The 20,655-nt window shown below is 66.8% G+C and carries 20 protein-coding genes and 1 pseudogene; 12 read left to right on the forward strand and 9 right to left on the reverse strand.

The features are described 5' to 3' along the window. Window positions 1-8: 8 nt before the first annotated feature. Window positions 9-215: a hypothetical protein gene (locus LK06_RS21560; RefSeq protein WP_043433755.1), complete on the forward strand. Its 207-nt coding sequence runs from the start codon at window positions 9-11 to the stop codon at window positions 213-215. Between the two features lie 134 nt (window positions 216-349). Here LK06_RS21560 and LK06_RS21565 read toward each other — a convergent pair whose 3' ends face one another. Continuing rightward, window positions 350-565 carry a hypothetical protein gene (locus LK06_RS21565; RefSeq protein WP_043433757.1) on the reverse strand — a complete coding sequence of 72 codons (216 nt, stop codon included), beginning with the start codon at window positions 563-565 and terminating at the stop codon, window positions 350-352. Window positions 566-799: 234 nt separating this feature from the next. Between LK06_RS21565 and LK06_RS21570 the strand changes: the two genes are divergently transcribed. Next, window positions 800-5,695 (forward strand): DEAD/DEAH box helicase, encoded by a 4,896-nt coding sequence (locus LK06_RS21570; protein ID WP_043433758.1) that lies wholly within the window; start codon window positions 800-802, stop codon window positions 5,693-5,695. 869 nt (window positions 5,696-6,564) lie between these two features. Here LK06_RS21570 and LK06_RS21575 read toward each other — a convergent pair. Further along, complete coding sequence (locus LK06_RS21575; protein ID WP_043433760.1) at window positions 6,565-7,524, reverse strand: AAA family ATPase; 960 nt, start codon at window positions 7,522-7,524, stop codon at window positions 6,565-6,567. 114 nt (window positions 7,525-7,638) lie between these two features. After that, the gene (locus LK06_RS21580; RefSeq protein WP_043433762.1) at window positions 7,639-7,821 is read right to left on the reverse strand and encodes a helix-turn-helix domain-containing protein; all 183 of its coding nucleotides are present in this window, start codon (window positions 7,819-7,821) and stop codon (window positions 7,639-7,641) included. 129 nt (window positions 7,822-7,950) lie between these two features. Between LK06_RS21580 and LK06_RS21585 the strand changes: the two genes are divergently transcribed. Together LK06_RS21585 and LK06_RS21590 are read left to right on the forward strand one after the other, a co-directional pair. Further along, window positions 7,951-8,517: a hypothetical protein gene (locus LK06_RS21585; RefSeq protein ID WP_052318939.1), complete on the forward strand. Its 567-nt coding sequence runs from the start codon at window positions 7,951-7,953 to the stop codon at window positions 8,515-8,517. Beyond that, window positions 8,492-9,670, forward strand: a complete 1,179-nt coding sequence (locus LK06_RS21590; RefSeq protein WP_078858897.1) for a tyrosine-type recombinase/integrase — start codon at window positions 8,492-8,494, stop codon at window positions 9,668-9,670. The genes LK06_RS21585 and LK06_RS21590 overlap by 26 nt, the downstream gene beginning before the upstream one ends. Before the next feature lie 227 nt (window positions 9,671-9,897). Here LK06_RS21590 and LK06_RS21595 read toward each other — a convergent pair whose 3' ends face one another. Beyond that, window positions 9,898-10,464, reverse strand: a complete 567-nt coding sequence (locus LK06_RS21595; RefSeq protein WP_234367472.1) for a site-specific integrase — start codon at window positions 10,462-10,464, stop codon at window positions 9,898-9,900. On the opposite strand from LK06_RS21595, the gene LK06_RS21600 reads away from it, so the two are divergent. The 4 genes from LK06_RS21600 to LK06_RS21615 all read left to right on the forward strand — a co-directional run bounded on the left by LK06_RS21600 (window position 10,445) and on the right by LK06_RS21615 (window position 13,868). Beyond that, window positions 10,445-10,942 carry a hypothetical protein gene (locus tag LK06_RS21600; RefSeq protein ID WP_052318940.1) on the forward strand — a complete coding sequence of 166 codons (498 nt, stop codon included), beginning with the start codon at window positions 10,445-10,447 and terminating at the stop codon, window positions 10,940-10,942. The genes LK06_RS21595 and LK06_RS21600 overlap by 20 nt on opposite strands. Continuing rightward, window positions 10,932-12,629, forward strand: a complete 1,698-nt coding sequence (locus tag LK06_RS21605; protein WP_043433765.1) for a relaxase/mobilization nuclease domain-containing protein — start codon at window positions 10,932-10,934, stop codon at window positions 12,627-12,629. The genes LK06_RS21600 and LK06_RS21605 overlap by 11 nt, the downstream gene beginning before the upstream one ends. A 56-nt stretch (window positions 12,630-12,685) precedes the next feature. Next, window positions 12,686-13,126: an FHA domain-containing protein gene (locus LK06_RS21610; protein WP_039658218.1), complete on the forward strand. Its 441-nt coding sequence runs from the start codon at window positions 12,686-12,688 to the stop codon at window positions 13,124-13,126. Between the two features lie 169 nt (window positions 13,127-13,295). After that, a complete protein-coding gene (locus tag LK06_RS21615) occupies window positions 13,296-13,868 on the forward strand; it encodes a hypothetical protein (RefSeq protein ID WP_039658216.1) in 573 nt (190 codons plus the stop codon). A 120-nt stretch (window positions 13,869-13,988) separates the two neighbouring features. Here LK06_RS21615 and LK06_RS21620 read toward each other — a convergent pair whose 3' ends face one another. The 4 genes and pseudogenes from LK06_RS21620 to LK06_RS21635 form a co-directional block, all read right to left on the reverse strand. Then, window positions 13,989-14,534 (reverse strand): HAD domain-containing protein, encoded by a 546-nt coding sequence (locus tag LK06_RS21620; RefSeq protein WP_039658214.1) that lies wholly within the window; start codon window positions 14,532-14,534, stop codon window positions 13,989-13,991. A 35-nt stretch (window positions 14,535-14,569) separates the two neighbouring features. After that, window positions 14,570-15,263, reverse strand: a pseudogene (locus LK06_RS21625) (class I SAM-dependent methyltransferase). Window position 15,264: 1 nt separating this feature from the next. Further along, window positions 15,265-16,176 (reverse strand): phosphotransferase family protein, encoded by a 912-nt coding sequence (locus LK06_RS21630; RefSeq protein WP_039658210.1) that lies wholly within the window; start codon window positions 16,174-16,176, stop codon window positions 15,265-15,267. Window positions 16,177-16,252: 76 nt separating this feature from the next. Continuing rightward, on the reverse strand, window positions 16,253-17,002 hold the full coding sequence (locus LK06_RS21635; RefSeq protein ID WP_039658209.1) for a hypothetical protein: 750 nt from the start codon (window positions 17,000-17,002) through the stop codon (window positions 16,253-16,255). A gap of 223 nt (window positions 17,003-17,225) precedes the next feature. Between LK06_RS21635 and LK06_RS21640 the strand changes: the two genes are divergently transcribed. Genes LK06_RS21640 through LK06_RS21650 form a run of 3 tightly spaced genes read left to right on the forward strand, consistent with a single transcriptional unit; the run spans window position 17,226 to window position 19,577 of the window. Beyond that, window positions 17,226-18,581, forward strand: coding sequence for an NsdA family TPR-like regulatory protein (locus LK06_RS21640; RefSeq protein WP_039658232.1), 1,356 nt, complete (start codon window positions 17,226-17,228; stop codon window positions 18,579-18,581). 1 nt (window position 18,582) lies between these two features. Continuing rightward, on the forward strand, window positions 18,583-19,119 hold the full coding sequence (locus LK06_RS21645) for an NUDIX domain-containing protein (RefSeq protein WP_039658207.1): 537 nt from the start codon (window positions 18,583-18,585) through the stop codon (window positions 19,117-19,119). Continuing rightward, window positions 19,116-19,577, forward strand: coding sequence for a hypothetical protein (locus LK06_RS21650; RefSeq protein ID WP_052270360.1), 462 nt, complete (start codon window positions 19,116-19,118; stop codon window positions 19,575-19,577). The genes LK06_RS21645 and LK06_RS21650 overlap by 4 nt, the downstream gene beginning before the upstream one ends. Before the next feature lie 18 nt (window positions 19,578-19,595). On the opposite strand, the gene LK06_RS21655 is transcribed toward LK06_RS21650, so the two are convergent. Further along, entirely contained in the window at window positions 19,596-20,138 is a 543-nt protein-coding gene (locus LK06_RS21655; RefSeq protein WP_039658206.1) for a hypothetical protein, read from the reverse strand. Between the two features lie 97 nt (window positions 20,139-20,235). Between LK06_RS21655 and LK06_RS21660 the strand changes: the two genes are divergently transcribed. Next, window positions 20,236-20,592, forward strand: a complete 357-nt coding sequence (locus LK06_RS21660) for a hypothetical protein (RefSeq protein WP_039658204.1) — start codon at window positions 20,236-20,238, stop codon at window positions 20,590-20,592. Window positions 20,593-20,655: the final 63 nt, after the last annotated feature.

Here is a 20,655-nt window from a genome sequence, read left to right on the forward strand (position 1 = left end):
GCCAACTCATGGTGCAGATGCCGGTACCGGAGCATGATGAACCCGAAGGAGAGCCGCTGGCCGAGCGGCCTGAGGTCATCAGCTACCGGTCGACGACCAACCCCCAGATAGCGGTGGAGTGGCGCAGGGTCAAGTGGTCGAAGGAGGAGCGGCTCCGTCTTGCTCGCATTCTCTTCAAGGGCCTGCCGGGCTTCGAGGAACCACCCGTTCGCTGACGTCGCGCGACGTCAGGCAGGAGTCGGCCGCGCCAGTGCCCTGGAAGCCGAGATTGGCGAAGGGGTGGGGGTATGCCCCCTTGGGCGACCGGCGCGCACCGCCGAGTCTTAGCGGCCAAGATTGCGCCACGGTTTCAGGGGCGATCTGAGGGGATGACCCGCAGAGTGCCGGCGAGGGCCTGGCGGACGTGGTCGGCAGTCAGGACCGTGCCAGGGTTGGCGGCGGCGAACAGACGCAGCCGGCCGAGCGGGGAGTCGGCAGGCGGGGGCGCATCCGCCAGCTCGGCGCCGGCGATCTGGAGGGCGAAGCGGAGGTCGGTGTCGTCCGGGTCGACGTGATGGTTGGACATCGCCCCAAGGTACGCTCGGGAGGTTTGCCGTCTTCGGGATTCTGGGCCGCTGTGCGGCTGTCTCGCGGCCGAGGTTCCTGACCGCCGCGTTCTTGCCAGCCGAGAGCGCGTCACGGTTTTAGGGCCGATCTGGCCCTCCGCCCTGGGGCTCACCAGTAGGGTTGTGAAGATTCTGGTGTGAGGCATGCGGCGCGCGGACGGGCGCGCTGCTGAGTTGATGGGGTGGGGAGCGCGTTGGCTGCGACCACGACGACGGTGCACGACGTACTCAGGGCGATTCGTCACGGAGCCACCGGGAACCGGGACCGGGGCACCCGTTTCGAAGAACTCATGGTCCAGTACCTCAGCACCGATCCGCAGTGGACCGAGCAGTTCACCCGGGTGTGGATGTGGGCCGACTGGCCGGGCGCGGAGCAGGACAAGCGGGACACCGGTATCGACCTGGTTGCACAGGACCGTGGGACCGGCGAGTTCTGCGCGATCCAATGCAAGTTCTACGAGCCGCATCACACGGTCCGCAAGGAGGACATCGACTCCTTCTTCACGGCCTCCGGCAAGGGTCCTTTCACCCGTCGGGTGATCATCTCCACGACGGACAAGTGGAGTGACAACGCCGAAGCCGCGCTCGATGGCCAGCAGATCCCGGTCACCCGGATAGGACTGGCCGACATCGCGAACAGTGCTGTCGAGTGGCACCTGCCCGCGGAGGGCATCGACCACGAAGTCCAGATGACGCTGCGGGATAAGAAGAGTCCGCGCCCCCACCAGAAGGCGGCGATCGATGATGTCTTCGCTGGCTTTGTCGAGCGCGACCGTGGCAAGCTCATCATGGCCTGCGGCACCGGCAAGACCTTCACCAGCCTGAAGATCGCCGAACGGCTTCAGCAGGAGCGGGCCGAGGCTGGGCAGGGTGAGCACACCACCGTCCTGTTCTTGGTGCCCTCTATCGCCCTCCTCTCGCAGTCGCTGCGTGAGTGGTCGTATGAGTCTGAGGTCCCGCTACGTGCCTTCGCGGTCTGCTCCGACGCCCAGGTCGGCAAGCAGAAGGCCCAGGGTGATGACAAAGACATGTCCACCCACGACCTCGCTCTGCCGGCGACTACCAGCCCCGACCGGCTGATCGCACAGATGGCCAGTGTCGAGGCCGTGCCGGGCCTGACGGTGGTGTTCTCGACCTATCAGTCGATCGCCACCATCTCCGCCGCTCAGAAGCAGGGCCTGCCGCGGTTCGACCTGATCCTGTGCGATGAGGCCCACCGCACCACCGGTGTCACCCTGTCCGGTCACGACGAGTCCGCGTTCGTCCGCGTCCACGACGACAACTTCATCGGCGCCGACCGCCGCCTGTACATGACCGCTACCCCCCGCGTGTACAGCGACGACACCAAGCAGGAAGCCAAGGGCGCCTCCGCGGCCGTCGCCTCGATGGATGACGAGACCAAGTACGGTCCCGAGTTCCACCGCCTCGGCTTCGGCAAGGCTGTTGGGCAGGGGCTGCTTACCGACTACAAGGTCCTCATCCTCACCATCGACGAGGGCGTGGTTGCCAAGACCCTTCAGGAAGGTTTCGCCGGCGGCGACTCCGAACTGCGGCTCGACGATGCCGCGAAGATCATCGGCTGCTGGAACGCCCTGGCCAAGCGCACCGGCACCTTCGCTGATGGTTCCGGGTTTGGCAAGGACGAAGCACCGATGAAGCGGGCCGTCGCGTTCTCCCGATCCATCGCCGACTCCAAGGCCATCATGGAGCGGTTCAACGAGGTCGTCGATGCGTATGACGACGCTGATGACGACGTCTTGCACTGCGAGGTTGAACACGTTGACGGCACGTTCAACACCCTGCGACGCAACCAGCTCCTCGACTGGCTCAAGCAGGACCCTGGCCAGAACAACGCCCGCATCCTGTCCAACGCCCGTTGCCTGTCCGAAGGCGTGGACGTCCCCAGTCTCGACGCGGTGCTGTTCCTCAACCCGCGCAACTCCGTCGTGGATGTCGTCCAGTCTGTTGGACGTGTCATGCGTGTTGCGCCGGGCAAGAACTACGGCTACATCATCTTGCCCGTAGCCGTCCCCGCCGGGGTCTCACCGGAGAAGGCCCTCGCGGACAACCAGCGTTTCAAGACCGTCTGGCAGGTCCTCCAGGCGCTGCGCGCCCACGACGACCGCTTCAACGCGACCGTCAACCAGATCGAGCTGAACAAGAAGAAGCCCGACATCATCGGCCACGGTCACATCGGTGCTGGCGACGAGGAGGTCGGCGACAAGGACGGATCCAGCACCGCGGATAGTGCGAAGGCTGCGAAGAAGCAGGAAGCCCAGAACGCCCAGCACGTTCAGGACACCCTGTTCTCCATAAGCGACTGGCGCGAAGCGATCTACGCCCGCATCGTCGACAAGGTCGGCGAGCGCCACTACTGGGAGGACTGGGCAAAGGACATCGCCCAGATCGCCGACCGCCATGTCACCCGCATCAAGGCCGCACTGGAGATCCCGGAGAAGAAGGCAACCTTCGAGGAGTTCGTCGGCGAGCTGCGCGCCACAATAAACCCTGGCATCACCGGTACCGACGCCATCGACATGCTTGCGCAGCACATCATCACCAAGCCGGTCTTCGATGCCCTGTTCAAGGACTATGCGTTCGCCGAGCACAACCCGGTCTCCAAGGCCATGCAGCGCATGCTCGACATTCTTGACGATCAGGGCCTGGAATCTGAGACCAAGACACTGGAGGACTTCTACCACTCGGTCCGTGTCCGGGCTGAAGGAATCGACAACCACCAAGGCCGCCAGCGCGTCATCGTTGAGCTGTACGACAAGTTCTTCAAGACGGCGACGAAGAAGGCAGCCGAGGCCCTCGGTATCGTCTACACCCCGGTCGAGGTTGTCGACTTCATCATCCGCGCCACCGAGCAAGCGATGGCGAAGCACCTCGGCCGCTCGCTGAGCGACGAGGGTGTCCACATCCTCGACCCCTTCGTCGGCACCGGGACCTTCCCTGTACGCCTGCTCCAGTCCGGCCTGATCACGCAGGAAGACCTGCTCCGCAAGTACAGCAGGGAACTGCATGCCAACGAGATCGTGCTGCTCGCCTACTACATCGCTGCCGTGAACATCGAAGCGGCGTACATGGAGCTGGCTGGGAAGGAAGCGGAGTACCAGCCTTTCGAGGGCATCGTGCTGGCGGACACTTTCCAGCTTGCCGAGGGCCGGGCGGCGCAGCTTGAAGGTATGGATGTGCTGGCCGGTAACAGTGACCGAGCCAAGAAGCAGAAGGCCCAGCCCGTCATGGTCGTCATCGGCAACCCGCCCTACTCGGTGGGGCAGGAGAGCCAGAACGACGACAACCAGAACGTGAAGTACGAGACCCTGGACGCTCGCATCCAGGAGACGTATGCCGCCAAGTCGACGGCGACGAATAAGAACTCGCTCTACGACTCCTACATCCGTGCGATCCGCTGGGCCTCCGACCGCATCAAGGGTGAGGGTGTGGTCGCCTTCGTTTCCAACGGTGGATACATCGACGGCAACACGGCAGACGGTCTGCGTAAGTCGCTGGTCGAGGAATTCGACGCGATCTACTGCTACAACCTGCGCGGCAACCAGCGTACGGCCGGGGAGCAGTCCCGTAAGGAAGGCGGAAAAATCTTCGGCTCGGGGAGCCGGAACACCGTCGCCATTTTGGTCCTGGTAAGGAGCGGGCAGAGCGTCGGTACGGTCGCGGGCTGCGAATTGTACTACCGAGACATCGGCGACTACCGCAGCCGCGAGGACAAGCTCCGCACCATCAGCACGCAAGACCTAAACACGGTAAAGTGGGAGCAACTCCAGTCGAACGCGGACGGAGACTGGATCAACCAGCGGGACGAGCGATTCGGCCAGTTCCAAGCCATCGGAGATAAGGACAAGAAGGCGGCGGAGAAATCAGTCTTCGCGATCTTCTCGCGTGGCCTAGAAACCGGTCGTGATGCATGGGTTTACCGATTTTCGCGCTCGCACCTAGTCGAGGACGTTGAGGCGTCGATCGACTTTTATAACGAGCAAGTGTCGAGCTTTTCCAGGTATTGCAAGGTTCAGGGCATCACTAGTCCGAGCTCGCGTGATGTAGACGCGTTTATTGATCGCGATGCTACGAAGATCAGCTGGAATCGTGTTGACAAAACCCGACTGGCCAGGGGGACGCAGTATTCCTACCAGGGGGAGCGTGTGCGAACGGCTAGTTATCGCCCCTTCTCCAGCCAGTGGGTCTACTTTGACTCGCAGATGAACAGCTACCTCAACCAGCTCCCACACATGTTCCCGACAGTGGAGCATGAAAACCTCGGCATCATGATGACGGGGGTGGGAGCTGCCATGGACTTCACTTCTCTGATAGTTGACCAGGTTCCCGACGTGGCGAACTATGGCGGCCAGACAAACGGCCAGTTCTTTCCTCGATACTCCTACCGGATGCTCAGCGCTGGAGATGACCTTTTCTCCCTTTCGGAAGATCAGGTAGGGTATGAGCGAGTCGACAACATCACCGATACAGCCTTGGCCAACTATCGTAAAGCGTATGCCGATCCGGCCATCATCAAGGATGACATCTTCTACTACACCTACGGTTTGCTCCACTCCCCTCAGTACCGTGAGCGATTCGCCGCAGACCTGAAGAAGTCCCTTCCGCGTATTCCTAGGGTGCGGGACTTCCGTGGCTTTGCCGAGGCTGGCCGCAAGCTCGCCGACCTGCACCTCAACTATGAGCAGGCCGAGCCGTATAAGGGAATCGTCGAGACGGTGACTGGTGACGCGTCCGCCACGCCCGCCGGGGAGCTGTACCGCGTCACCAAGATGAAGATCCCGAAGGTTAAGGGTCAGGCCGACCGCTCGACCATCGTCTACAACAACCGGGTCAAGCTGACCAACATCCCGGAGGAGGCGTACCGCTACCAGCTCGGTGCTCGCTCCGCGATCGAGTGGATCATCGACCGCTATCAGGTCAAGGTGGACAAGGCGTCGGAGATTGTCAACGACCCCAACGACTGGTCCGACAACCCGCGCTACATCATCGACCTGCTCAAGCGGATCGTCACTGTCAGCCTGGATACGATGAAGATCGTGGATAGCCTCCCTGAGCTGGACATCCTGGAGTAGCTGGATCCCAGCGTGACGGGGGAGGGCGTCGGCGCAGGGATCGGCCAAGACGTCTTGCCAGAGTGGGCCGCCTCGTCGGCCCCAGCGCAGCAGTCTGACAAAACGCCAGAAGACTAACGGGTTCGCGGCGTTAAACTCCCCGTGAGGGGCGGCGAGCCACGGACCATGTGGAGGGGACAAAGATGAGCGCGAGCGGGACTCGCAGGTGTTCTTGGTGCGGCGAGGACGGGCACGACAAGCGGACGTGCGACGTCCCGCCCAACGCTGGGGAGTGCAGCGTGTGTCACAAGCACGGGCACGACAAGCGCAACTGCCCGGACAAGTGAACCCCGAGCGGTAGAGCCCCTGCCACATCGCTTGTGGCAGGGGCTGTACGTGGGGCTCGGTAGACGCCTACGTGCTGCTACCCGTAGGCGTCGGCCTCCACTAGGGGCTTGCTCAGTGGACCGCACAGCGACCCAACGGCAGAAGCACTTCGCCTTCACACACGGTGCGCGATGGCGCCCGTTCGAGGCTTGCTCCTGTCGGCCCCTGCGGGGCCGCACTACCCCAGTCCGTTGGCTGACTTCTGGGGGCGCTGCCGCGCCCCTCATCTCTGTGCCGTTGGGTCAAGTGGGCTTCGTTCTGTCGGCCCCGTAAGGGGCCGTACTGCTCTCGGCCTTCTTCCTCCAAGCCGGCCTTGCGGCCGGCGTTGTTCTCCTCTGCCGTTGAGACTGACGGCCGCGAGAGCGGCCGACCTGTCTGGATCAGCACGTACTTGTACCTCTGCCTGCACAAGTGCAGAGAGCGGAGCGAGGCTTGCCGAGCGGAGCGAGGTAGATGGTGGTGGTGACACTCTCTATAAGGGGGGCTGGGCCACCACCAAGAGGTCAGGCTGCTTCTGCGGACTTCCTGACCCACCCGTCGTCGGAACGCGTCAGCACCTCGGCGAGCTTCGGGCGGATGGTTTCGGGCTTTCTGCCTACGTCCTGGGCGTACCTGTGTGCCAGCGCCATGAAGGAGATCTCCTCCGGCTGCTCTTGGACGATCCGGTCCGCGAGGTCGAGGTGCCAGGGTTTTGCCTCGCGGAGGGGGACGATGTTCGGCCGTGCCTCTACGCGTTCCCACAGAGGGACCTCGCTGCCCGGGGTGGCGTGGCGAACAGTGACCTTCAGGTCGAGTTCTTCGCGGGCTCGGTTGATCGCCGTCTGGATGCGGCGCCCCTTCTTGCCGGAGTTGCGAAGGGTGATGAGTGACCGGGCGGCTGCACCGAACTGTCGTCCTCCGATGGGAGAGGACGCGACGGTCATGCCCTCGGCAGTGCCCTTCGGGGTGTGGGTGACCAGCAGGGTGGGGATGCCGGCTGAGCTGATGGGGCGCACACTGCGCATGAAGCGTGCTGCGGCGGAGGGATCGGAGATGTCCTCACCAGGGGCGAGAGCGCCGATCACGTTGTCCAGGACGAACAGGCCGGGCCGCACCTGTGCGAGGTCCTCCAGGATGCTGCGCCAGAAACCCTCTCGTCCGGTGTCTTCGACGGGGAAGACGGTCACGCTGTTGTCTGGCACGGTGCCGGAGAGGCGGGCCTTCAGCTCCGCGGCGGCCCCTTCGTCGGTCACCCCGAAGACGATGTGATCGAGGCGCTGGTACACGGGCAGTCCGAGAAACTCGCTGTGCCCGTTGATCAGGGCTGTCGCCATCCCTGCGGCGAGCAGAGACTTACCGGCCTTGGGTTCTCCGGACAGCATCGTGATGTTGGTGGTGAGTAGGTCGCTGATGAGGAACGCCTGCTCATAGGGGACGGCCTCGATCTGGTCGAGTGTGCGCCCGGTGTCGCTGATGACTCCCACTGGTGCGGGACTCCCTTCGGATACGCCAAGCAGGGCGCATCCGCGCCCGCTGTCCCGCCGGATGGCGGGGCATGTGCCTCCTTTCAGTGGCTGGAACGGAGATGACCGTGCTGGTCAGGCAGCGACCGGGCACTCTCGGTCGAGCCACCTGTCGACCTCCGAGAGCCGAAAACGCAGGCTGCCGCCGACCTTGCGCGAGGGGATGCCGAGAGCCCGGTGGTTGTTGTAGATCCACGCCGGCTTGACCGCCAGGTAGTCGGCCAGCTCGTTCACGGTCATGAGTCGCTTGTCCTGCAAGGGCTGATTCCTCCAGATGGGATCGCGGGGCTTACGGAAGCATCCTGATCTACTGGTCCACCTACGTCAAGTCCACATCTGCCCTATCCGGACTTGTCAGAGGTAGATGAGTTGAGTAGGGTCTCAGGCATGGAGATCGCATACGGCGCTGACGGTCCCCCCTCCCGGGCGGGCATCGAGATGGAGCAGCGCATCGGTTCGTGGAAGGTAGTCATGTGGAGGCCGATCACCCCCTCCTCGGGTGGTCCAGTGGAGATCCGGATCGAGCCGCATGAGGACGGTGATCCCCAGGAGGTCGCCCGGGGTATCTCAAGCACTGTTCTTCGGCAAATCGACACGGGCGCGTTCGTCGACGCGCTCAGTAGCACGGGGCAACCAGCTGACGACGATGCCGAGAGGGAAGCAGAGCGTCTTCGGGCAGAGCTGGCGGAAGCCTCGAAGCGGCTGTCGGATCGCTACCTGGCGATGCTCGCAGCCTTCTACGTGCGTGTGGTCGACATCGGGGAGCGGGCGCCGATCCAGGCGCTCGAAGAGATCACGGGCGCGAAGCAGCCCACGTTGAAGGGCCACCTCCGTGCTGCTCGGCAGCGAGGTTTCCTGACCAAGGTGGAGGGCAAGGCCGGCGGTCGCCTGACCGAGAAGGCAACCAAGATTCTGGAGGGGATGAAGGTTGGCGAAGGTTCTGAAGAAGTGTGACTGCCGCAACCAGTCGCGGTGCTCACACCTGTGGACGGTCCGCTATCGGGAGCCGGGAGGACGCAGCGCACGTCAGCGTGAGAAGTCGTTCCCGACGAAGCGGGAGGCCGAGGACTTCGGGATCAAGGCGGAGAACGACAAGCGGGAAGGTGTTTACATAGACCACCAGCTCGGCCGTATCTCCCTGCGTAAGTGGGCCGAGGAGTGGCTGGCCCAGCATCAGGTCAACGAGTCCACCCGCCGCAACTACCAGGGGTTCATCTCGAACCATCTGGAGCCTGCCCTGGGGGCGCGCACCATCGCCGGCCTGACGGTCTCGGACGTGAAGAAGTTTCAGGCGTCCCTGGCTGCGGACGGGCTTGCCGCCTCCACCATCAACGACCGCATGAACATCCTGCGGGCCATGATGTCGGCGGCCGTGAAAGAGCGGCGCATTCCTTTCAGCCCGTGCGACGACGTGCCGCCGCTCAAGGGGGCGGACGTGGCCGTCGACCCGGACGAGATACCGACCCTGGCCGAGGTGTACGCCATCGCCGCGGCCATGTCCGAGCAGTACCGGCTCACGGTGTGGCTCCAGGCGGGCGCTGGGCTGCGTATCAGCGAGGCGCTGGGTCTGACTGCGGACTGCCAGCGCGACGGCTTCCTGCGGCTGCGCCGGCAGATCAGCGCCAAGGCCAACCAGAGTGACTGCGTAACACGCTTCGTGCCTTTGAAGCACCGCACCACGGACGAGTTCCGGGACGTGCCGATCCCGCCGTTCCTCGAACAGGGAATCGGCAACCACCTGAAGCGTTGGGGCACGGTGGAGATCGACGGCCTGGAGGCGCTGTTCGCGCCACGCGAGCGGGGCAAGGGGAAGATGCCCACAGCCTCGACGTACGGCTACCACTGGAGCAAGGCGCTGAAGGCCGCTGGCGTGGTGAAGCCGGACGGCAAGCCCAAGTACACGCCACACTCGCTGCGCCACTTCTTCGCCTCGACCGCCCTGGCGAACGGCGTTCCGATCCATGAGGTGAGCCGCTGGCTGGGGCACCGGAACATCAAGACGACCGTCGACACGTACGGACACCTGGTGCCGGAGGCGTGGGACCGCTGCCGAGACGTGATCCAGAAGGCGCTTCACCCTGGGGCACCCATGGCCATGGCGGCGTGAGTGCTGACCCCGCGACATGGTGCTGACTTGGTGCTGACTCAGCACGGGGTCGAGGAGGTAGAACCCTTGGGAACACTGGGGAGGAGGGGCCTTCTTGAACGTTCCGCTTCAACGTCTGATCCATTGAGCGAAAGGCCGTCTGACCTGCGGCGGAGCGGGTTGGGCGGCCTTTGCGGTCCGCACAGAGTCCGCAGCGCGCTGACTTCGGTCAGCGCGCGGGGAAGCGGCTACGCCGCTTCGTCGAGCTGTGGCTCGGCGTCGGCGGACTGGTCCGCGTACGCCTTGTCGACGGCGGCCCGGGTCCGCTCCTCGGAGTCGGGCCACAGGTGGGTGTAGATGTTCAGCGTCATGGCCGCGTTGGTGTGGCCGAGGCGCTCGGAGACCGTCTTCACGGACTCGCCGTGCTTGATCAGCAGGCTGGCGTAGTGGTGCCGGAGGGCGTGAGGTCCCGTGCCCTTCGGTATGCCGGCCTTCGCACAGGCGGGCCGCCAGGAGCCGTCCATGAAGTGCGTGTAGACCACGGGCCCGCCTTGCGGCGCTGTGAAGATCCAGCCCTCGGGCCCATCGGCGGGGAAGTCCCGCAGGTGGGCCTTCATCGCATCCACCGCCATGCGAGGGAGCGGGACCGTGCGGTGCGAGCGAGCGGTCTTGGGCGGGCAGACGTACACGCCGTGCTTGGCGGTCTGCTGGATCTGCTGCTCGACCGAGACGGTCGCGTGCAGCAGGTCCACGTGCCGGAGCTGGAGGCCGAACAGCTCGCCGGGGCGGAGCCCGGTGGCCGCGCCGAGCAGCACGATTCAGCCGCCGACCGACGTCCAACCACCCGTCGAGCAGCCCTCCTGGCGGGACCTCGATGCCCCCGCCCTGCCCGCACTGATGAACCGCAAGCGCACCGTGGAGAAGCGCGACCAGGAGAAGACCATCCGCTTCACGCGGACCGCTGTGAGCGTGATCAGCGCCGCCGCTCACCAGCGCGGTCAGAAGTTCGCCGGATTCGTCGGGGACGCCGCCCTCGCCGTCGCACTGGGCAAGGCAGGGCTGGTCGGCAGCCCGGAGGACGACCCGGTCCGCCCGCTGATCGAGGCCGTCGAGGCACACACGGTCGCGCTGAACCGCATCGGCGGCAACCTCAACCAGATCACCGCAGCCATCCACCGAGGAACGGTGCCCGAGCGTGCCGAGGCGGTGCTGGACTGCGTCGAGCAAGCTGCCGAGAACAGCTATCGACTGATCGACCAGCTCCTGACGGAAGGCACCGCGCATGGTTCCTGACGTCTCCACCGGCTCCGACACCCGCGGACTGATCGTCTACCTCTTCGGCCCCGGCCGCCGCGACGAACACACTGACCCTCACATCGTCGCCGCCTGGGACATGGCCGGCGCCCCCGACCCCGGCCGCGACCCGGCAGCCACCTACTCCCTGCTCGCCAAGCGCCTCGAACACCACGTCGATCTGCGCACCCGCGAGCTGGGCGGCAAGAAACCACCTCAGCACGTCTGGCACTGCCCGGTCCGTACCGCGCCCGGCGACCGCTACCTCACCGACGCCGAGTGGGCCGAAGCCGCTCGCCGCATCGTTCACGCCACAGGCATCGCCCCCGAAGGCGACGAGAAGGCATGCCGGTGGATCGCGGTGCGCCACGCCGACGACCACATCCACATCATGGCCACCACCGTCCGCGCTGACGGACGCCGCCCGCGCACCCACCGCGACGGACAGCGGGCCCAAGCCGAATGCCGCAAGATCGAGGCCGAGTTCGGCCTGCGCCGCCTGAAGTCCGGCGACCTCACCGCGCCCCGCACCCCCACCGGCGCCGAACGCGCCAAGGCCGAGCGCCAGGGCCAGACGGTCACGGCACGGCAGTGGCTGCGCGAGCAGGCGTACGCGGTCGCCGCAGCCGTACGCAACGAAGCCGACTACTTCACCGTGCTGCAGTCCCTCGGCATCAAGGTCAAGACACGCCTCGGTCCAGAAACCGGTGACGTGATCGGCTACAGCCTCGCCGCCCCAGGCGACACCAACGCGGCCGGCGAACCCGTCTGGTACGGCGGCTCGAAACTCGCCCCCGACCTCTCCATCAACCGCCTGCGCGAACGCCTCCCCGACCAGGAGGTGGCCGACCACCCGCGGTATGTGGCAGACCCCGCCGACTCATGGCGCCACACCACCACCGCCATACACGCGGCACGCACCGTACTCGACTCCGGTGACGATGCCGCCGCCCAGGGCCACCTGGGCGCCTTCGGCGACGCCCTGTACAACATCGCCAGCGCCACGACCGGCCCACACCGGGCGGAACTACAAGCGGCGGCGATGGCATTCAACCGCGCCCGCCGCTCCGCCATCCGCGCCGACCACCAGGCCGCCACCGCTCTGCGCAAGGCTGCCAAGGAACTCGCCTACGCCTCCGGCGAGCCGGGCGGACTCGCCATTGCCCTGCTCTTCGCCACCGTGCACCTGGCCCGCGCCGCCGCCAAGTGGCACGAGCAGCGCGGCCACGAACAGCAGGCCGCAGCGGCCGAAGAAGCCTTCCGCCACCTCCAGGCGGGCTACCAGCAGGCCGCCACACCCGTCCTGGCTGACCTGACCCGCCGCGCACCACGGGCCGCAACCGCCCGCCGCTTCGAGCAAGACGTGCGCGTAGCCCTCCCCAACCACGCCGACCGGATCCTCGCCGACCCCACTTGGACCGCCCTGACCACCACCCTCGCCCGCGCCGAGACCGCCAGCCACAACCCCCGACGCCTCCTGGCCGAAGTGGGCACCCAGCGGGAACTCGACAGCGCCGAGCACCCCGCCGAGGTCCTCAACTGGCGCATCACGGCTCAGCCGAACCAGCGCACGCAAGCAGCTCGCAGCCGAAGCACGATCAGCGGAACGTCGCACATGTCCGCCACGCCACACCCTCCGGCCACACCAGTGGCCATGAGGCCCGAAGAGCGCAGTCGACACCGCTGACCCCGTCAGATGCCCTTCTGCGGGCGCGCGTCCTCATCACGCCGTAGCCTTCCGGCGTGCGCTATCTCGCAGAACCATTCATCCTCGGCGCCCTGAAGCGGGGGCGTTCCGTCGAGCAGTTCCTTGGACCGACTGGAACCCCCGAGAGGCCGGGGGTCCGCTGGGTCGAAATACGACCGTCCCGAGGGTCCTACGAGGTCTACCTCCACACCGCTCTCGACTGCGAACCCCTGACCGGCGACCTGGATTCGCTGCCACCGTTGTTCGACGACGAGGAAGAGGACTTCGGCCTGCTCTTGGCAACCACGAGTGAGCCGCTTGCTGCTATGCACGCTGCCGAGAGTCAAACCGGAGCCGCACTTGAACGCTGGGTGAACCAGTCCATGGCGGGCGATGAGTACCGCGACTACGTACTGGCCGGCCGCCCCGCAACGACACCTGACGACCGGCCGTGGCCCACTCCGCAGTCGTCGGCCGCCAAGTCGGCGACCTCGTAGACGATCAGCGGGACCCGTTATCCAGCCCTCGCGTGGGCACCGGAAGCCGTCGCCGGAGGCGATCGCTGAGTACACAGCCTTTCGCGCCCGGCCGCACCCGGCAGTCTGCTGGTCGGCGATTGACATGATGTGCGCCGGTGAGTTCTCAGGTGTCTCTAGAGGGGCGACTATGGCGGTCAAGGCCGAAGCCGATTTCGGAGTCGCCGGACGGGACGAGTGGTCCTATGCGCCGGCTGTCGGCGTGGGACCGCTCCGGTTCGGTATGACCGTCGACGAAGTGGTCGAGGCGGCTGAGACACTCGGCCAGACGAAGGTCAGCGATTGTGCACCGGACCACGCGATCTTCTCGCCGACCTGGAAGGTCGAGGTCCGCCGTCACGGGGCGGCTCCTTCTCCATCTGCCGTCACAACCTATGTGAGTCAAGCTGTGGGCCTCTTCTGCATTGTTGTCGACGCCGTGTACGGTCCCCAGGTCGCGTACGACGGAATCCCGCTGGTCGGGCGAGACCTGTCGGAGCTGGAGAGCGACGCAATCGCGTATGCCGAGGCAATGGACGTGCACTTCCGCTACACGCCCGAGGGCTACGCAGGACCGGATGATCCCGGGGTCGTCATGCGTGGGCAGCTGGTCGGGTCGGTCCTTCGATCGCGCCCGTTGTTCTTGGTGACGCGCGACGGCGCGAATACCGAATGGGACTCGATGCCCTCCGAGGAGTACCGCCTCAACGGGTCGACGGCCTGACGTGGCGTGACTCATGACGAGGAGGCCCGAATACGCCAGCCCACCAGTCGAGGTCGCGTTCGGGCCGCCCGTTACGCACCCTGATGCCCTCGCTGTCCGTGGCAGCGAGGGCATCAGTCGTCAGGCGGCTCGGGCTACGGGTAACTGCGCGACCCACGTCGTGACCTCAGTCAGGTACTCGGGCTGCAGCCCGAGGTGCGGGTCGGGTTGAACGAGGAGAGTCGGCGTTCCCTCGGCGGTGCGCTCCGCCGCCCAGGCGTGGTCGAGGCTGGTGAAGTCGTCGTCGATCCAGACGGCGGGGGCGTCGCCCAGCCAGGCGTCGACGTGGTCGCGCTTCCAGAGGTAGCCGTTGGGGTGGCTGGTGGTGATTTGGGGACGTGGCAGGTCGACGTGCGGCAGGGCCGGGAGGTCGAGAAGGGGCCCGATGAGGGTGGTGGCGTCCTGGCGCCAGCTGGTGCACCAGACGGGAGTGACCAGGCCGGTGCGGATCACGTCCATGAGAAGGCGGCCGTGGTCGGGGTTGAGCCAGACGGTGACCGGGTTGTCGGCGCTGCGGCCGGTGGGGACGACGTCGTGGCGGGCGTGGGTGGCCGGGGCCGAGCCCGCTGCGTCGGGGAAGGGAATGAGGACGCCGTCGATGTCGAGGAGCAGGTAGGGCGGGCGCATCGGTTCCTCCGGGGGAAGTCGGGGCGAATGGCTGGTCAGAGCTTGCGGGCGCGGATCAGCAGGGTGGTAGGCCAGTGGCCCATGCGGGGGTCGTGGAACTCCTGGGCCGAGGTGAGCCAGAAGCCCGCCTGGCTGAGGTGCTTCTCCCACCGGTCCGTGGAGAACTCCCAACGGGCGATGGGAAGCCGAGTGCGGTCGGGAAGAGTGACGTGGTCGCGACGAGGCCGGTCGTCACCCGAGGGGCTTCGGCCGCCACGTTGCGGGTGCGGAACGGAGAAGGTGAGCACCCGGCCGGGCGTGAGGCGCTGGGCGATGGCCGGGAGCAGGAGCTCGGGGGCGCCGAGACCGATGGCTCCGAAGACTGAGTAGATCGCGTCGAACTGCTCGTCGGAGGCGTGCAGGTAGTGCAGGGCGTGACCGGCGACGAAGGTGAGGTTGTTCAGCCGTCCGTAGTGGGAGCGGGCGCGGCGGACCTGGAGGCCGACCAGGTCGACGCCGGTGACGTGGGCGCCGTGTCGGGTGGCGAGGTGGGCGGCGTTGTGGCCGGGGCCGCAGCCGAGTTCCAGCAGTCGCTTGCCGCGCAGGTCGGGGCCGAGGGCGTCGGCTCCGGGTCCTTGGCCGGGGTCTCGTGGTCCATTCCATCCGGGCGGGTACGGAGAGGGGTTCGGCGAGTCCGGCGGCGGTGCGCTGGGCGGCGTGGGCATGCCACGGGGATGCCTGGGCGAGCACGTCAGATCTCCAGGAGGTGGAGGACGTCGGTGAGGTGGCGGCGGACGGCCTTGATGTAGGCGGGGTCGGTAGCCGGGTCGTTGATCCAGCGGATGGACTGCTCCATGAACCACTCGACGGCCCACATGCGGTGCCAGCCCAGGGCCCAGTGTTCGGCGGTGAGCCCGCCGCGCGGGGCGAGGGCGTCAGGGGTACCGCCGGCGGTGACGTACTGCTCCAGGAAGACGCGCAGGCGTACGGGGTGCGGGGGCTCGATGGTGCCGTGCCAGCTGGCGAGGTCGAGCAGGCCGGGGCCGGTAAAGGCGCGAGCGAAGTCGAGTAGTCGCCACCCGCGATCACCGATGTGGAGGCTGGTGGGGTGGAACTCGGAGTGCACCCAGCCGAACGGTTCCAGCGTCGCTCCGGCCGAGCGGGCCTCGGCGGCCTGGGCGATACGGTCGAGCGCGTCCTCGACGTCGTCGGCGTCCTGCCACCGATCGGCCTTGCGGAGCCGTTCGAGATGCTCAAGCGCCGTGGCTGGCAGCGTCCGCAGCCGGTTCTGGTCGAGGACGGGCAAGGGCGGAGCCGTACGGGTGCCGTGCAGGATCACGGCCGCGGCGACGCCGTCGAGGTCGTCGGCCTCGCGGACGGACGGTCCGAGGTCCTCCATGAGCATGCCGAGCCAGCCGTCCAGGACGGCGGAGGCGTGGACCTGGGGGACGGGTACGCCGAGGGTGTGGGCCAGGCGGAGGGTCTGGTCCTCGCTGTCGAAGGGCTTCTTGGCGTACTTGAAGATGGCCGTGGAGCCGTCGGGGAAGGCCACGCGCTCGACGCCGGACATGGACCACACGCGCACCTCCTCCCGTACGGCGGTGGTCTGGCCGGTCGCGGTGAGCAGGTTGTCGAGGAGTTCGGCGCTGGGGTTCGTGGTCACAGGAGGGCTCCGGGGAGATGGTGGCGTCCGGGGCGGGCGAGAGATACCGGCCCGTCCCGGAGCCTGATCGGGTGGGTTACGCGGCGGGGTTCACTCGGTGGGCGTAGACCTGCTCGATCCAGCCCGCCTTGAAGGCCGCGAGGTCGTCACGGAAGTTCGCCATCGAGGCACCGTAGGGCGCGACCACGCCGCCGGACTGGTCCGGCACGGACTGGCACCCATGCACGAGCCGGCCGCCGAGCGCCGCGTGGGCCTTGATGGACTCGATCCGGCGGTGCTCGTTGAACCAGCCGCCGTGGTAGACCTCGTCGAGCATCCCGCCCATCTCGTCGTCCAGGTCGAAGACGACGGACGTGGCGGCGGGGAAGAACCAGCACGGGCCGACGTTGGAGATGTGCCCGTCCAGCTCGACCTTGTTGAGCGCCATGAGCGTGGCCGCCTCGCGGAGCATCCGCAGGTGGTCGGCGGTGATCTGCGGCAGGCCGAGGCTGGCCAGGTGCTCCTCGCGGAAGAGGTACGCGTACACCTCGTACGCGGTGGCCAGGACGCGGGACGCGTCGGACGTGGACTCGCTGTGCTGCTTGATGAAGTCGAGCGCGAGCTGCTCGACCGCGCTCTCGGTCGTCTCGTCCACGTCCAGGAGCTGGGACTTGACCAGCTCCCAGTCGGCGACGAGCCAGGTGTTCGACTCGAAGCGGAAGAAGTACTCGGCCGGGTCGATGGTGATGCGCCGGCCGTCGACCTGGATGCCGGGCAGGCGGCTCCAGCGCGGGTCGAACGCCTCGGGCAGCTCGACCGTGATGGCCGTGGTGTCGATGGTGGTCACCGTGTCTCCGTCTCTGATTGGCCGGTCTCGGGCACAGGAATGCCCGAGCCTGGTGTGGGCGTACGGAACTTCGGGGTGCCGCCTGGACCAAGGGGGAGCCTGGATCACGGTCGCGCCGTTCCGGGCGGCTACTGATAAGTGAACCGGTGGTCACGCTCAGTGGGTACGGTGGAAGGCAGTTGAAGCGGTATACGCGGTTTACAGCTCCAGGGTGGAGGCGATCGTGACGGCGCAGAGAGAACCCAACTCCCGTCTGCGCGACGCCATTGAGGCGGTCGGCTGCACCTACGAGGCTTTCGCCAGAGACGTGCGGCGCATCGCCGCCGAGAACGGCGAGATCCTCCAGACCAATAAGTCGGCCATCTCGCACTGGGTGAACGGCACCCGTGCCCCTTCGGGCCGGGTAGGCCAGTACCTGGCCGAGGCGCTATCCCGCAGAGCGGGGCGCACGGTCACCCAGACCGAGATCGGCCTCCAGGCCGGTGATGACGAAGAGCCAGCGGAATCCGACCCTGTCCTCGCGGTCACCGACCTGGGCCGCGCCGACGTCGAGCGCCGCCGCTTCCTCGCCATCGCGGCCTTCACCACCGCCGGCGTCGCCATGCCGCTCGGCTACGACCACGAAGCCACCGCCCGCATGCTCCGCGCCCGCACCGGCACGTCCATGGTCGGGGCAGAGGACGTGGACGTCGTACGGCAGATCACGGCGGCCTTCAGCGCCGCCGACGAGCGCCTCGGCGGCGGGCACGGCCTGACCACCGTCACCGCGTACCTCGCCGACACCGCCGCCCCCATGCTGCGCGGACGCTTCCCCAGCGAAGGCTTACGCTGGGCCGCCTTCGGCGCCGTCGCCGAACTCGCCTACCTCGCTGGGTGGAAGCACCACGACCTCGGCCAGGAAGGCGCCGCCCAGCGCTACTACCAGGTCGGCTACAAGCTCGCCTGCGAAGCCGACCCCCACGGCCACGCAGCCTGGGTGATGCGCGCCCTCGCCCACCAGGCCCTGAGCCTCAAACAGCCCCACCACTGCGTCGACCTCGTTGAAGGCGCCCTGCGACGCGGTCTCGGCCACGTCGACGGCCAGACCGAGGCCCTCCTCCACATCACTCACGCCCGCGCCTACGCCGCCACCGACGAGAATTCGTCGGCCGCACGCGCCCTGCTCGCCGCCGAGGACGCCCTCCTCCGTGACGACGGCCCTCAGCCCAGCTACTCCCGCGTGAGCGGCCCGGCCGCCGGCACCGTGGCCAGCCACACCGCCCGCACCCTGACCGACCTCGCGGACCACATCGGCACCGAACAGCAGCACCGCGACGCCCTCACCCGCTGGGACCCCGAGAAGTACAAGCGCGTCCACGCCCTCACCCACGCCGACCTCGGCGACAGCCTCGCCGCTCAGGCCCGCGCAGACGAGGCCGTCGCCGCCTGGACCCAGGCCCTGGTCCTCATGGAGGGCATGACCTCCGACCGGACCCGTAAGGCAATCACCTCAATCCGCTCCACGCTCGCGGTCTACCAGCGCCGCCGCGTTCCCGGTGCTGCCGATCTCGCACGCCGCGCCCGCGAGGCCCTCGCCTAACATGCCCAACAACCCGCCCGACGAAGGGAACACCGTGACCCAGCAGACCGACGACCAGCCGAAGGCCCTCAAGCCGGCGCTCGAATCGATGACCCTGCTGGTCGCCGCGGTCATCGTCCATGACAAGGCCACCAACCGCGTCGTCCTCCTCCAGCGCAGCGAGAACGCCAAGTTCGCCCAGGGCATGTGGGACCTCCCCGTTGGCAAGAGTGAACCGGGCGAACCGATCACCGAGACGGCCGTCCGCGAGCTCTACGAGGAGACCGGCCTCACGGTGAAGCCCGAGTCCCTCAAGGTCGCCCACATCATCCACGGTGCCTGGGGCGTCGAGGCCCCCAACGGCTTCCTCACGGTCGTCTTCGCCGCCCACGAATGGACTGGCGAACCCGAGAACCGCGAACCCCGCAAGCACTCTCAGGTCCGCTGGGTCGACGCCAACGCCATCCCCGAAGCCTTCGTCGACACCACCGCCAGAGCCCTCCACCATTACCTGAATGACGGCTCGGAGGTCTCGCTGGACGGCTGGTCGGCAGCGTGAGCATCACGCTGCTCCACCTCATATCCAAGGACCCGCACTTTTCGCCTGCGCCCGCTGCGAGCGAGGCTGCGCAAGCCCGGCTACGACAACTGGTTCCTGAGGCGTTGGGCGGTTACGACGTCTGGGACATCCCCGGCACAGCCTTCATTGATCCCGGGGAGAACTGGTGTGGTGTCCGGTGCCCCGTATGCGGCTCCGACATCGAAGACTGGTGGGGCGACGCGATGGACACGGCGGCCCTTCCGGACGGCTATTTCGACGCGCTTACCGTGACGATGCCCTGTTGCTCTGCCCAGACGGACTTGAACGCCCTCGACTACGTCGAGGCTGCGGGTTTCGCCAGGTACAGCCTCGTCACCACAGACCCAGAATGCGAGCTGCCACTATCACCAGCCAGCATCCAGGCGCTGGAGGACCTCCTGGGCACGGACCTGCGACAGGTCATCGCCCGGTACTGACGTCAAGCGCTGGCTTCGCTATGCAGGGCTGCTCGGAAACAGAGGCTCGTACGGCAGGTGATCGTCGTCCGGTACGCGCGGCACGTAGTCCGGGGCCGTGCGTGCAGCCACAGCCAGCAGGCGAGCGGCAGCCTCCTCCTCGGCGATGGAGGCAAGCCCGAGGGCGTGCAGAAGGCGGTCGCGTTCGGCGTCGAAGTCCGGGTGGTCGGCCCGAAGGTCCGAGCCACGCTCGCTGATCGCGAAGCTCTTTGCCAGGTCGCGCCAGAAGGGCAGTACGGCGATGAGTGTGATGGCCTCGACGAGGTCGGCGCCGATCAACGTGGCCTGGCCCCCCGAGTCGGCGTACAGGACGGGCCTCTCCTCGGCCTCAGCCTCCCCGCACAGGTAGTACGTGCCGCCGGCGCCGCAGCCGGCTATCGGGTGTAGGGGGATCCTGGTAGGAAGAGCAAGTTGCTCGATGGGATCCCGGCGCTCGACGTCGAAATCGCCAGGCCAGGCGAGCGCGGTAGCAAGGAAAGGCTCCTGCTCGATCCGGCGGAGTAGATCGTCTGATGCGGTCATGGGACGGAACGTAACAGCGCCCTCGGACGTCTGGTGCGGCTGGCCTGCTGATCGACGCTAAAGCGGTGCTGTCAGTGGGGCGTGGCACAGTTCGGCCATGAGCTACGACCTGGCGGTGTGGGAAGGCAGCAAGCCGGCTGACGATGTGATCGCGGGCGAGGTCCTCACCCAGCTGTACGACCGCTACATCGACACGGAGGAAGAGTTTCCACCGTCACCGCGTATCGCGGAGTACGTTGCTGGGCTCTTGGCGCGATGGGTGGATCTCACGGAGGACGAGGAGGACACCTCCCCCTGGTCGACGGGGCCGTTGATCGGCGAGGCGTCCGGGCCGTTCATCTACTTCCCGATGCGATACAGCATGGCCGAGGAGGCTTCGGCCTACGCCGCCGATCTCGCGGCATCGATGGGGCTCGTTTGCTATGACCCGCAGGCTCGGCTGCTGCGGCCGTGACCGCCTTCGGACCGAGGGCGGGTGCAGTCCGGCACGACCTTCCTGTACGCAGGTAGCGTGACT

The organism is Streptomyces pluripotens (assembly GCF_000802245.2).
GTDB lineage: Bacteria > Actinomycetota > Actinomycetes > Streptomycetales > Streptomycetaceae > Streptomyces > Streptomyces pluripotens.